15 protein-coding genes are annotated in these 12,700 nt (G+C 63.1%); 5 read left to right on the forward strand and 10 right to left on the reverse strand.

Features of this window, described 5'->3' with window-relative positions; all coding sequences use genetic code 11:
* Nucleotides 1–72: 72 nt before the first annotated feature.
* Both AC6I6L_RS18650 and AC6I6L_RS18655 read right to left on the reverse strand, forming a co-directional pair.
* Nucleotides 73–1,419: an aminotransferase class III-fold pyridoxal phosphate-dependent enzyme gene (locus tag AC6I6L_RS18650; RefSeq protein ID WP_497919272.1), complete on the reverse strand. Its 1,347-nt coding sequence runs from the start codon at nt 1,417–1,419 to the stop codon at nt 73–75.
* Between the two features lie 129 nt (nt 1,420–1,548).
* Complete coding sequence (locus tag AC6I6L_RS18655; RefSeq protein ID WP_497919273.1) at nt 1,549–2,841, reverse strand: MgtC/SapB family protein; 1,293 nt, start codon at nt 2,839–2,841, stop codon at nt 1,549–1,551.
* Between the two features lie 232 nt (nt 2,842–3,073).
* Here AC6I6L_RS18655 and dpsA point away from each other — a divergent pair, with 232 nt between their 5' ends.
* The gene (gene dpsA, locus AC6I6L_RS18660; RefSeq protein WP_497919274.1) at nt 3,074–3,619 is read left to right on the forward strand and encodes a DNA starvation/stationary phase protection protein DpsA; all 546 of its coding nucleotides are present in this window, start codon (nt 3,074–3,076) and stop codon (nt 3,617–3,619) included.
* 157 nt (nt 3,620–3,776) lie between these two features.
* Here the strand turns inward: dpsA and AC6I6L_RS18665 are convergent, their stop codons facing one another.
* From AC6I6L_RS18665 to AC6I6L_RS18680, 4 genes are all read right to left on the reverse strand, one after another.
* Nucleotides 3,777–3,944, reverse strand: coding sequence for a DUF7331 family protein (locus AC6I6L_RS18665; protein ID WP_497919275.1), 168 nt, complete (start codon nt 3,942–3,944; stop codon nt 3,777–3,779).
* A gap of 140 nt (nt 3,945–4,084) precedes the next feature.
* Nucleotides 4,085–5,098 carry a phosphoribosylformylglycinamidine cyclo-ligase gene (purM, locus tag AC6I6L_RS18670; protein ID WP_497919276.1) on the reverse strand — a complete coding sequence of 338 codons (1,014 nt, stop codon included), beginning with the start codon at nt 5,096–5,098 and terminating at the stop codon, nt 4,085–4,087.
* Nucleotides 5,099–5,196: 98 nt separating this feature from the next.
* Entirely contained in the window at nt 5,197–5,829 is a 633-nt protein-coding gene (locus AC6I6L_RS18675) for a zinc metalloprotease (RefSeq protein WP_497919277.1), read from the reverse strand.
* Complete coding sequence (locus tag AC6I6L_RS18680; RefSeq protein ID WP_497919278.1) at nt 5,826–7,598, reverse strand: TraB/GumN family protein; 1,773 nt, start codon at nt 7,596–7,598, stop codon at nt 5,826–5,828. The genes AC6I6L_RS18675 and AC6I6L_RS18680 overlap by 4 nt, the downstream gene beginning before the upstream one ends.
* Nucleotides 7,599–7,743: 145 nt before the next feature.
* Between AC6I6L_RS18680 and AC6I6L_RS18685 the strand changes: the two genes are divergently transcribed.
* The gene (locus tag AC6I6L_RS18685) at nt 7,744–8,184 is read left to right on the forward strand and encodes an acyl-CoA thioesterase (RefSeq protein WP_497919279.1); all 441 of its coding nucleotides are present in this window, start codon (nt 7,744–7,746) and stop codon (nt 8,182–8,184) included.
* 186 nt (nt 8,185–8,370) lie between these two features.
* On the forward strand, nt 8,371–9,042 hold the full coding sequence (locus AC6I6L_RS18690) for a DUF2306 domain-containing protein (protein ID WP_497919280.1): 672 nt from the start codon (nt 8,371–8,373) through the stop codon (nt 9,040–9,042).
* A gap of 143 nt (nt 9,043–9,185) precedes the next feature.
* On the opposite strand, the gene cmk is transcribed toward AC6I6L_RS18690, so the two are convergent.
* The 3 genes from cmk to AC6I6L_RS18705 form a co-directional block, all read right to left on the reverse strand.
* Entirely contained in the window at nt 9,186–9,797 is a 612-nt protein-coding gene (cmk, locus tag AC6I6L_RS18695; RefSeq protein ID WP_497919281.1) for a (d)CMP kinase, read from the reverse strand.
* Between the two features lie 160 nt (nt 9,798–9,957).
* Nucleotides 9,958–10,737 carry an HAD-IIA family hydrolase gene (locus AC6I6L_RS18700; protein WP_497919282.1) on the reverse strand — a complete coding sequence of 260 codons (780 nt, stop codon included), beginning with the start codon at nt 10,735–10,737 and terminating at the stop codon, nt 9,958–9,960.
* Between the two features lie 67 nt (nt 10,738–10,804).
* Nucleotides 10,805–11,209, reverse strand: coding sequence for an SHOCT domain-containing protein (locus AC6I6L_RS18705; protein WP_497919283.1), 405 nt, complete (start codon nt 11,207–11,209; stop codon nt 10,805–10,807).
* Nucleotides 11,210–11,329: 120 nt separating this feature from the next.
* On the opposite strand from AC6I6L_RS18705, the gene AC6I6L_RS18710 reads away from it, so the two are divergent.
* Entirely contained in the window at nt 11,330–11,800 is a 471-nt protein-coding gene (locus tag AC6I6L_RS18710; RefSeq protein WP_497919284.1) for a DUF7992 family protein, read from the forward strand.
* A gap of 98 nt (nt 11,801–11,898) precedes the next feature.
* Here AC6I6L_RS18710 and AC6I6L_RS18715 read toward each other — a convergent pair whose 3' ends face one another.
* Entirely contained in the window at nt 11,899–12,039 is a 141-nt protein-coding gene (locus tag AC6I6L_RS18715; protein ID WP_497919285.1) for a rubrerythrin-like domain-containing protein, read from the reverse strand.
* 241 nt (nt 12,040–12,280) lie between these two features.
* Here AC6I6L_RS18715 and AC6I6L_RS18720 point away from each other — a divergent pair, with 241 nt between their 5' ends.
* Complete coding sequence (locus tag AC6I6L_RS18720; protein ID WP_497919286.1) at nt 12,281–12,664, forward strand: cupin domain-containing protein; 384 nt, start codon at nt 12,281–12,283, stop codon at nt 12,662–12,664.
* Nucleotides 12,665–12,700 lie beyond the last annotated feature (36 nt).

Genomic DNA, 12,700 nt, shown 5'->3' on the forward strand with positions numbered 1-12,700 from the left:
CCGAAGAGAAGACGGCTTTCGTGAGGAAGGTGCCAGGACGGATCCACGCGATGGGGCGATCGGGTCGCTGAATCAGGACTTCGCGGGTGAGACCGCTTCGATCGACTCGAAGAGCAGGCGCGCCCCGAGTTCGATCTCGCGCTCGGTGACGTCCAACGGTGGCAGCAGTCGAAGGGTCTTGTATCCGCAACCGAGCGTCAGGAGGCCGTTTGTGAACGCGGCTTCGAGGACGGCGTCGCGGCGATCTTTCGTATCGAATTCGACGGCGAACATCAGGCCGCGTCCGCGCACGTCGACGATCGATTCGAGGTCTCGTTCCTCGACGATCGATCGGAGCTGTGCGCCGCGCTCGCGGACGTTCGCGAGGAGATTCAGTTCGGAGATCGCGTCGATCGTCAACGCCCCTTGCATCGAGGCGATGAGGTCGCCAGCACCCCACGTCGACGAGAGTCGGCCCGTCCGTTCGGGGAAGACGTCCGATCTGGATATCGTCGCCCCGACGCGGAGTCCCTTTGCGCTGGTTATCACGTCCGGCGTCAGATCGAGGTGGTCGACGGCCCAGAGCTCGCCAGTCCGTCCCAGTCCCGACTGGATCTCGTCGACGATAATGTTGAGGTCGTATCGATCGCGCAACGCCTCGAGATCGCGTGCAAACGCGGGGTGGGCGACCCGGTAGCCGCCCTCGCCCTGAATCGGTTCCAGAATGACGTAGGCGAGTTCGTCGGGATCGACGACGCCCCGCTCGGGGTCCAGTGTGTCGGCCAGTACGTTGCCGCCAGGACCGTCGGTTCGCCAGCGGGTGTCGTAGGCTTCCTGGGTGGCAGGATAGGGCAGGCACATCACGCCCGGAATCTCGGGGTAGCCGGTTCGGTGGACCGCTTTGGATCGGTTGAGCGAGAGCGCACCGAGCGTGCGACCGTGGAACGCCCCCTCGAAGGTGACCGCGCGGTGACCCCCCGAGTCGTAACAGATTTTGAGGGCGTTCTCGACGGCCTCGGCCCCCGAGTTCGAGAGGAAGACGCGATCCATATCGTAGTGGTCGGTCATCGCGATCAGGCGGTCCATCAACTGCGTCGGACCGGGGAACGCCGGGTCCTCGGGCGCGCCACCGCCGCCGCTGACGTAGAAGTCCTGCCCGGCGATTTTCAGCGGGTCGACGAGATCGAACGCCCGGAGTCGATCGCGGACGTACGGATTGTTGTAGCCGAGCGGCGCGGCCGCAACGTGGCTCGTAAAATCCAGCAACACGTTGCCGTCGACGTCCGTACAGAACGGACCGATCGCCTCGGCCCCCGCGTCCCAGACGAACTCGTAAACGTAGGTGCTCGGCGCGGCGAATTCGTGGTGGAAGTCGACCCACCGGTTCGCGCGATCGCCGGGGATAGTTTCGACCTGCGGCGTGACCGTATCGCGGTCCATAGTTCCGTTTGGGACCCCAGCGAGTAAAGATATCCGACGAATTGCAGCGAACGCGCGTGCGATCGCGACGAGTGTTTGCATCTCGCTGTTCGAGGTAGCCGATCAGATCACGATTTTCGGGAGGAAGGGTCAGATGACAATAAGGACCGATGCCAGTGCGCCGCCGATCAGCAACATCGCGCTGTAGGCCGCAACCTTGTTCCGGAAGCCGTCGTTGGTCGAGGTCGCCGCGAGCATCGCCTTGACGACGATGCTCGACACCGTCGCGAGCAGGATCGCGATCGTCGCCTCCGCGGGACCGAGTTGGCCACCGCGGTAGAGGACGACTGCGGAGGTCGTCGCGCCCGCACTGGAGACGAAGCCGCTCGCGACCGCGGTCGCGTAGAAACCGAGCGTGCCGAACCACGTTTCGGCCAGCGACCCGAAGACGAGGACGGCGAAGAACACGGCTCCGAACGCTAACGCATTTTTCATCGAGAACGGGCTCTCGAGTTCCATCGGCCCGGACTCGCTCCAGTCTGCGGTGAGCGCGGCCACGGCGAAGGCGATCAGAATGACCGCCCCGAGCGGAACGATCGCTTCGACGAGAATGTCGCTCCCGCTACCGACGGTGAAGCCGACCGCGATCGCAAGATTTCGGGCGGCCATTGCAGCGTTCGCCAGCAAGATTGCAGCAACGGCGTAGGAAGCCGCCTCGGGCCGCTGGCGGACGTGATCGAGCATCGTCCCGACGACGGCCGTCGAAGAGGCGAGTCCGCCGAAAAAGCCCGTGATAGCGATGCCCCGCCCGCCGTAGGTCGAGACGATCGCGTAGTTGACGATCCCGATGCCGGCGACGGCGACGACCATCAGCCAGATCACCTGCGGTTCGAGGGGGATGACGATCACGCCGAGATTGAGCGCGGTCTCGGCGGGCAACAGCGGGTAGATGACGAATGCCAGGATGGCGAACTCAGTCGTCGATCGCATCTCTTCCCGAGAGAGTCCCCACGCGAATTCGTGGAGTTCCCGTTTGAGGACGAGCAACAGCGACGAGAGGACGGCGACGGTAACGCCTTCGAGGATGAACCCCGCAGCCACGAGCGCGCCGATGCCGTAGGCGACGAGCATGGAGACGGACGTCGTCAGCGAGAGACCGGTCTCTTCGTCGCCGAGCAGCCCCTGGACGGCGAGCAACACGCCCTGAACAATTACGAGAAAGCCGCCGAGTACCAGCAGTCCCTGGCCGACGGTCGTCTCCGTCGCGAGGATCATAAAAACTGCCGCGAGGAGACTGGTCAGCGAGAAGGTCCGGATGCCGGCGGACTTCTGGGACCACTCGCGTTCGAGTCCGAGGAACATACCGAGCGCGCCGGCGAGTGCAATGCGGACGACGGCCTCGTTGAGCGGCGCGTCACCAACCTGCAGTACGACGTCAATCACTTCCGATAATTCTCGCGGTGTGTATATAAACAGCGCGCTGGCTCCCAACCCGATTCGCGAGCCACTCAACGATCTCCGGCGAGTACCCGATCGAAATCGAGCCTGTCGTAGCGAGGGGAGTTGCCAAGAAACAACTCGTTTTACTTTTATTTGAAGCGAAGTTTTGTACACCCCAAATATAGTTTTTGCATGGACAATGCTTAAGTGTGAGGCGCGAGTATTCGGAGGTACGATGAGCACCCAGAAAACCGTCCGCCAGTCAGCCGACGCCGTCGAGGAGAACAGCCTCCGTCTCGATCAGGAGAAAGCCGAACAGATCGTCGACGCGCTGAACACCGAGCTGGCGAACGCGTACGTCCTCTACCACCAGCTCAAGAAACACCACTGGGTCGTCGAGGGTGCGGAGTTCATGCCTCTCCACGAGTTCTTCGAGGAGGCTTACGAGAACGTCGAGGAAGCCGCAGACATGATCGCCGAGCGTGCCCAGGCACTCGGCGGTGTCCCGGTCTCCGGTCCAACCAACCAGGAGCGGCGCGCAACCGTCGAGTTCGAGGGAGAGGATGTCTACGAGATCCGTACGATGATGGAACACGACCTCGAAATGTACGGTGACATCATCGAATCCCTGCGCGGAAGCATCGAACTCGCGGAGAACCTCGGTGATCACGCCACTGCCGAGATCCTGCGCGAGATTCTGGTGACGACCGAAGAAGATGGACACCACGTCGAACACTACCTCGAAGACGACACGCTGGTGCTCGAGGAAGCGACGAACTAGGTAAACTCGGAGTCGACAGGAATCGCGCTGGCTCGACCACCGCTGGTTTCGGTTTTCTATAAAATACGACTGGGAGACGCGTAGCGACGGCGTCCAGTACCCAGTACAATGGAGAACGCGCGTGCTACGACGACGAGGTCACGGAACCGTCTGCGAGCTATGGTTCGAGATTGACGGTGAGATCGGTCGCGATCCAGCCGTCCGTGTTGTTTCGCTCCGTGAAGACGACTTTACCAGGGCGGGTCTCGTGACTGCTCACGATCGCCGCCGGCTCCTCGCGAGCCTCGGTGCGATCGGAATCCTGCCTGCGGGCGGGTACGTCCATTACCAGAGATTAGGCGAGCCTAAAACTAAAAGTGTTGTGGTCGGGCCAGGGTTCTGAGAGGACCAGTTTTCCCCAGCCGTCCATCGAGAATGGAACGACGACGGCCGCGATCGACAGGACAGCGACGCAGCCAGACCGTGTCAGGAGAGCGACAGTCCTCGAATGTCGACGCTCTCGCCTTCCTCGACGCGGCCGATCACCTGTCCCTCCGTCGCGTCGACCAGCTCCGTCGCGCGGTCTTCAGGCAGCGCGACGACGAAGCCGGTTCCCATATTGAACGTCCGATGCATCTCCTCGTCCGTGACCGCCCCTTCTTCCTGAACGAACTCGAAGACCGACTGGGCGGGCAGCGGGTCGTCGATTTCGTAGCGTCGATCGCCCATTCGCAGCAGGTTGGTCCACCCGCCGCCCGTAACGTGTGCCGCTGCGTGGACGTCGTGTCCGTGCATCGGCTCGAGCAGGTGCGTGTAGATCCGCGTCGGTCGAAGGAGTTCCTCGCCGATCGATCGATCTGGGTTCGGCGGGAACTCGTCGGTGTACTCGTGGTCGCGGGTGACGGCCTCGCGAGCGAGCGTAAGCCCGTTCGAGTGGATACCGTTCGAGGGAAACCCGACGAGTGCGTCACCCACCGCCGCGGTGCCGTCGAGCACGTCGTCTTTGTCGGCCAGACCCGCACAGGTGCCCGCCAGATCGAATCCGTTTACGACCTCGGGCATGACGGCCGTCTCACCGCCGAGCAGAGTCATTTCGGACTCTTCCAGGCCGACCGCGAGGCCCTCGCCAATCTCGTTCGTGAGCGCGTCGTCGGGTTCGTCGATCGCGAGGTAGTCGACGAAGGCGACGGGTTCGACGCCCGCGGCGACGAGGTCGTTGACGTTCATCGCGATGCAGTCGATACCGATCGTCGAGAAGTCCTCGATGGCTTCCGCGACGAGCAATTTCGTGCCGACGCCGTCCGTCGCGAGGGCGAGATACCGATCGCCAATGTCGAGCAGGCCGGCGTATTCGGTCGTCAGATCGCTTCCGAACGCCGTCAGTAGCGCCGCGGTCGCATCTTCGCTGGCGTCGATGTCGACGCCGGTTTCGGCGTACGTGAGTCGTTCCGCCTCCTCGCTGGCCTCCGTTTCGCCCCCAGTGTCCGCTGAATCGGTCATGAGTGAACGACCTCGTGGCGCGAGCAAAAGGTCACCGGTAGCAATCCGGAACGAAGCGGTCGGCGCGTCGCTCAGTGCCAGATCTCGGACGACCCTCGTCAGAACAGCCCGAACACCAGATAAAAGCCCACGAGCAGGACCAAGCTGACTCCGAAGACGACGCCGAAGACGGGTTTATTCCACTCGATGACCGATTTCCCGTCGAGGGGTCCGAAGGGGATCATGTTGAACGCGGCGAGAAAGAGGTTGATCAGGACGCCGAGGTGACCGATCGTGCCGAGGATACCCGGCAAGAGCATGAGCGGGAAAAACAACGCGGCGAGGAGGTGGTTCGTCACCGGTCCCGCGAGCGCGATGTGGCCGTTCTGGCGCGTCGTGATTCGGCCGCGGTGGTAGACCGCCCCCGGCGCGGCGAACAAAAACCCGATCAGGGCGCTCATGATCGCCAGAAAAAGCATCTGATAGTCGGCTCTGAACTCCGCGATCTGGCCGTACTCGATCGCGACGACCTTGTGGGCGAGTTCGTGGAGGAGAAAGGCGACGCCGACGGTGACGAAGCTCAGGCCGACCATCGTTACGAAGTAGCCGACGCCGACGACGCCGCGGTGAACCGGTGCGAGCAACAGCGCGAACGCGACGCTCAGCGCGATCCAGGCCAGGGCGAGATCGAACAGTTCCTTGTCGCTAAACGAGATTTCGGGTTCCGGTTCCTGCCGGCTGGGGTAGCTCACGCGAGGACCCCCCGAATCAGGTCGATGCTGTTTTCCGCTCCCCGGATAAGCTCGCCCATCAGGGCATCCACACCGCCGATTTCGGGAGCCAGCCACGGCACGACGACGATGAAAAACAGGAACGTCGCGATCATGCTCCCGACGTTCGTCAGCGCGACGATCATGATCAGTCGAAAGAGCGGCACGTCGAACATATCCTCGAGTGCATCGCCCATCGGTCGTTCGGTGTCACCAACGATTTCGTTGAGCGTCTGGATGTCTCGGACGTTCACCGGCCGGTGTTTGAGTTCGACGTAGCCCGCGAACCAGCCGGGGGCCAGCAACGGATTGATGCTGGTCAGCCAGGCGACAGAGCCGCCGACGCCCGCACTGGTCCAGTGGGCACCGGCCAACCGGGCCAGCGTAAATGCAAAGAACGCGTTGAACAGGAACCACGCCCCGAAAAGCTGGAGCAGGAACGTGTTCTGGACGCCGGCCATGATCAGCAGGAAGAAAAACGCGAAGAACCCAATCATGATAAGGTAGCCGACGATCTTCACCGGCGAGAAGCGGCGCCCGGACGCCGTCCCCGTAAGTGACGCCATCGGTGGCAGATCGGCAGGATTCGACAGGTAACCCTCGATTCCGGCTTTGTGGCCCGCGCCGACGACGGCGACGACGCTGTACCCCTGCTCGCGAAGTTCGTGAAGCTTGTGGGCGATGTAGGCGTCGCGTTCGTCGATCAGGGCGTTCGCACCGCGCGGGCTGAACCGACGGAACTCCTCCATCATGGCCGCGACCACGTCGCCGTCGGTCATCTCCTCGATGTCGATCTCGTCGATCTCCTCGACGTCGCCGCCGAGCGCGTCGAGGACGAGACCGACCACTGCCCCGAAGGCGACCCCGACACCGAGTCCCGCCAGGCCGCCGATCGTTCCCCGAATCGCGTAGCCGCCGGCGCTCTCGAAGGTCGCGGCCGAGAACGGGCCGACGAACGTGTCTGTCGCGATCAACGCGAGACAGCCCGCGACCCCGAGTACGACCCCGCCCAGCAGCCGGATCGAGAACCCGCTCAGCAGGCCGCTGGTGTACTCGTGGGCGGACTCGAACGACGGCAGGAGGATCAATCCGAGCAACAGGCCGACGACGACGCCGACGCCCGCACCGCCGACGTACTGCAGCGTCGTGGGATCGGTAATTCCCATCGCAAGAAGTTCACCGAGTCCGATCAGCGGTGCCAGGAACGCGGCGAAGACGATTCCGAGGAAGAGTCCGGCGACGGCACCGACGGTCAGCCCGATCGTCCGCGGATCGGTGATGCCCAGCGCGAGTCCGCCGATCATTTTCAGCTTCTCCGTCGCGGAGAGTCGCCGCCAGAACCGCTGGATCGTCACCTGAATGTCGCGATCGACCAGCGCGACGCCTTTGCCGTTTCGCTCTGCGGCCTCGATCGCCGCACGCATGTCCGCACCGGGTTCGATGTCGAACCGATCGCCCAGCCGCGACTGGACGTACGAAAGCATCCAGTAGGCCAGGAACTGGAAAACGGTGTTTCCCGAGAGGAGATCTTTCGCCTCGATATCTTCGGGGGAACCGCCCTGCATCTGGCGGTAGCGGCCCTCGTCGAGTTCGACGGCGACGACGTCCGGTTGCTCTCGATCGATCGTCTCGTGGACCTCGTCGACGCTCGCCTGAGAGACGTGTGCGGTCCCGAGGACGTGGACTGAGCCGGGACCCTCGTCCGCTGGCTCGGGGGGTACCGGCACGTCGGCGTCGCCTGCATCGCTCATTGTCGAGTCAACTCGATGGCGACTTTTACCAGTATCGGACCGGCCGGGAAACTGTGGCCACGTCCGAGAGAGCGGTCGCCGACGAGAACAGCGTGGCAGCGAACCGACGAGAAGACTGATTGTCGTCGTTCCAGAAGGGCCACCAATGACGGATCTGATGGAAACGCTGATCGAAAACCGGGAGATGGTACAACCCAACCACGCCAACAGCCTCGACGTGACCCACGGCGGCAACGTCATGAAGTGGATGGACGAGGTAGGTGCGATGTCCGCCATGCGTTTTGCCGGCGAAACCTGCGTCACGGCCCGTGTCGATCGAATGAACTTCGAGCGGCCGATTCCGGTCGGTGACACGGCGTTCATCACCGCCTACGTCTACGAGGCTGGACGGTCGAGCGTGAAGGTCCGTCTGCTCACCGAACGGGAGGACCTCCGGACGCGCGAGCGCGAGAAGACGACCGAATCGTACTTCGTCTACGTCGCGATCGACGACGAGGGAACGCCGACGACCGTTCCGGAACTGACCGTCAGTTCGGAAACGGGCGAACGGTTGCGACGCGAAGCGGTCGACACCGGCGGTGACTGAGCGACGAGACGCTGGCCGATACTCCCGGCCGACTGTGGGTCAATCTCGGTCCTGCTCTGCGTCGGTACTGATTCTGCTCCGATCCTGATTTCGGCGGTCTAAACCCGTCTACGGAGCTTCGGGCGTTCGAGACTTCCGACAGTGCGGCTGCGATACAGTTATACTTATATTTGACTTATGAGGGGTATGTCACTGTTCGAAAGCGCGACGCTCTGGGTACACATTGCGGCCGGTGTCGTCGCGCTACTGGCGGGCGTCGCCGCACTAGGAACCGGAAAAGGCGGGGACCGCCACCGGTTGGCCGGACGCATCTACGTCGCCTCGATGGGAATCGTCGTCGTCACGGTTCTTCCCTTGCTCGCGTTCGACCCTACGCCGAGTCGGGTGTTTCTGACGCTCGTCGCCATCTTTAGCGGCTACTTCGCGTTCTCCGGCTACCGGGTGCTCTCCCGAAAGCGGCCGATAGACACGGTCGACCCGATCGACTGGGCCGGCGCAGTGGTCGTCGTCGGAGCCTGTCTCTTTCTCGGCGGCTGGGGCATCGGATTCATTCTCGGAGGTGACTCCTTCGGGACGGTGATGATCGTCTTCGGAGCCATCGGTCTCTCCGTCGGCGTTTCGGATCTTCGCGGGTTTCGCGACTCGGAACGGCGAGAGCCGTGGCTGATCGACCATCTCGGCCGGATGATGGGTGCGTACATCGCCACCGTAACTGCGGTCTCGGTCGTCAATCTCACGATGATTTCCCCGGTTGTGAGTTGGCTCTGGCCGACCGTGATCGGCGTCCCGCTCATCTGGTACTGGTCCAGGAAGTACGGGGACGCCGGCCCGCTCGCACGGCTACTGCCGAAGGCCTGAATCCGGCGAGAGCGTCCGTTCGACGACCGGCGTCCGGTTTGCGGGACCAAACTCCCACCCGCGATCGCTGCGTGCCAGTGTTACACACGCGACCCAGGTGTGGGTCCGCTGCGGGACTACGGCAGTGTACCGTGGGGGAGGCGTTACGGATCGACGGCCGGCGTGGTGAACGCGCCCTCATCGGTTTCGGGATCGTACTCCTCGATCGCGGTTCGGACGAGCGTGAACACGCCGGATTTCCCCCAGCGTGCGGTGTTGATGCGGAGGTCGTAGAACTCGCTGTCGGTGACGTCGATGTCGTAATACGACTGGTAGCGGCCGGCTTCGCTGACCTCCCGGACACGCATCTCCGCTTCCGTTTCGACGCGATCGCTGATCCGATCCAGACGGACGTCTTCGGGTGCATCGAGCCAGATTCGGAGGTCCGCACGCTCGCCGGCGAGCCAGCCCGCGAGCCGTGATTCGAGGATGAACGGCTTGCTGCTGGCACCCCACTTTTCAGCGATCGCCTGGAGTCGCGAGTCGAGAGCGCGATCGATCTCGTCCGATGAATCCGCTCGCGCCGTCAACTGATTGAGGTTCACGCCGCGGTCGTCTGCGAGTTCACGAAAGATGTCGCCACCGGAAACGTATGGGCAGTTCATCGCGTCTGACAGGCGCTCACACAGCGTGGTCGCCCCGCAACCCGGCGGGCCAGAAACGGTAATAAAGAGGTTCGAATCGATCTCCGGCACTGGGGATCCGTTCGTGGACATACCGCCCAGTTTCGCTCGCGTCGTAAAAAGAACAGGGGCCGGCGACGGGACGTTCGACGGACGGTCGGACCGACATCGCGCCGATACATAACCGACAGCCCTGACAAAAACCGATCGTTCGCGCGACTCGCGGTCCAAAGCAAGGGGTCGACCTCGGACTTCAGAACAGGGTTTCGACCTCGGCCAGCGACTCCATGACGTAATCCGGTTCGACGGCCGCAGCGTCGATCGCCGCGCGATCGGAAACGCCGGTCAGCACGACTGTGGTCGTCATCCCCGCCCGGTCACCGAGTGCGATGTCCGTGTCGAGTCGATCACCGACGACGAGCGTCCGCTCGGGGTCCGCGTCGAGGCGGTTCATCGCCGCCGCCGCGGCGATGGGAGACGGTTTGCCCAGGATCGCATCGATTTCGCGACCGGCGACGGCCTCCATCGCCGCGATAATCGCGCCGGAGCCCGGAATCGCGCCGTCTTCGATCGGGATCGTCGCGTCGGGATCGGTCCCGTAGAACGGGACGTCGCTGTCGAGTGCGCGCAGGGATTCCCAGAGCGTGCCGAAGGAGAAGTCCTCGTCGAACGATCCGAGGACGACTTCCGCCGCCTCGGGATCGTCGGTAACCTCGATCGCCGCGTCGTCTAGGATATCCGCGAGTCGATCGCTTCCGACGAGATAGACCCGTTCGTCGGGGTGGGTGGCCGCGAGGTACTCGGCGGAGACGGTCGCAGACGTGAGGACGGTGTCGGGATCGACCGCGATTCCGTGAGGTGCGAGTTTCTCGCCGTAGTGGTCGCTCCCGCGAGTCGGGTTGTTCGAAAAGAGGAGTCGGGAGCAGCCGGCGTCCTCGAGTGCGTGTAACCCGTCGGAGACGTTAGGAATGAGTTCCTCGCCCCGAACGATCGTCCCGTCGACGTCGAGAATCGCCGCCTCGTAGGCTGTCATCGATCGATGGTAGGACCGGGTGAAAATTGAGTGTTTGCATGACTCGACTCGGCGGTTGCGAGGGAGATTACTCGCGGCGCTCGAGGGACAGTTCCGCCGTTTCCACGCCCGCCGCCTCGGCTCGCTCGTTGGTCTCGATCAGCCGATCGAGTTTCGTCTCGAACTCCGTTTCGGAGATGTCGCCCGCGGCGTATCGCTCCTGCAGTTCCGTCACGGGGTCGGGCGCGGATCGTTCCGCACCGGCGCGAGCGGCATCCTCCGTCACGGAGTCCGAATCGTCGCTTCCGGTATCGGCGCGCGTGGTGAGATACCAGACGAGAACGACGCTCAGAACCATCAGTACGGTAAAGGCCAGCGCCCACAGCGGCCCGGCAAAGAGCAACGCCGCGATGATTAGGATGTCGGCCAGGACGAACTTGATCGCGAAGATCTCCGTGAGGCTGTAGTCTCGGCCGCCCGAGTCGCTGGCCATGGGCTCACTTTGGCGTCGGGACCAATAACTGTAGGGGCAGCGGACGGTGAGTCGCCCGATCGCTCACGCCGGCGTCTCGTGGAGGGAATTCTTATCCCACAACCCGCACTACCAGAAGCTATGACACTCGACGTCGAACCTCCCGATCCGCCGGAACTGGCGTTCGTCGATCCGAACGAGTACGACGACGCGACGATCAGCGCGAGCGATCCGACCGAAATCGACTACCGACGGGAGGAACTGCAAGGCTTTCTCGAGGACGGTGCCTGGGAGGAGGCCATAGAGGAGTGGCTCGCAGACACCGACCTCGAGGAACGGGAGTACGCGATCGCTCGCGACCTCGAACTCTTCAAAGAGTTCGACTTCTTCTGGGACGATTTTGCCGATCGCGTTGGCTACCACGCCCCGGGCATCCCGGAGGACTGGCAGGCCCGCGAGTACCACCCTGAACTCGATACGTGGGGGACCGTCTCAGCGATCAACGCGGAACTCACCGAGTTCGGACAGATCGTCTCGGTCGTTCTCAAAGCGGAGTACATCGACTGGGAAGCAGAGTACGAACCGCCGGAGGATCTCCCGGATTTCGACTGAAGAACAGAGTGGCTCGACGATCGACGGACGGTGAGGACCGCGGGACCGGGCCAGCGGCCGCCGCGACGAAAGAGCATGCCGTGAGACCGGCCGTCGAGTTACTCTCGAGGGACGGCGATGTTTCGGAGCTGATGCTGACAGTTCGGACAGGTTCCGGCCGAGTCGGTCGATTCCCGATACCCGCAGGCCGAACACTCGTAGCGCGATCGATCGGGAGTGTATGGGTCTGTATAGCCCACGTCACACCGTGAGCGGGTTCGGCCGTTAAGCCTTCTCCTTATACAGTTTTCTAGCAACCAAACAACTAAATCTGCAGTTCAACCATTATATTATGGACGATTGTTTATTGATTTGCACTGCTATCTGCGATAGCGAACTGGTACTGGCCAGTGCCTGAGCTGATCGCTACCCACGGCGAGAGAGTCCAACGATCGCGAATCACGTGTCGGTTTTTTGCCGCCGATCGTGGAAGCGCGGTCTGTGTACGACCTGACCAATATCGATCGCGTCGACGCGCGCGACGTCGACGTTATGGATGCGACGCTGCGTCCGATCGGACTCGAGCTCCAGCCCGAGCAGATGCGGCCGAGCGTCTGGCAGTACCGACAGGGCGACGAGAGCACCTTCCACCGCCACGAGCACCAAGAGGAGCTGTACGTCCTCCTCGAGGGAACGATCGACGTGACGCTCGAACGCGAGGGGGAACGCGACGTGATCGAGTTGACCGCAAACGACGTTCTCGTGGTCCCACCCGAGACGTGGCGACGGCTCCGCGCGGTCGAAGAGAGCCGGGTGCTCGTCGTCGGCGCACCGAACGTCGCGGACGATGCGATCGTCCAGCGCGAGGAGAGCGACCCGACGTAGCGAGTCGGTGCCGACGCGGTGAGTGTCTCGCCGGAG

The organism is Halosolutus sp. DAT137, from assembly GCF_059736405.1.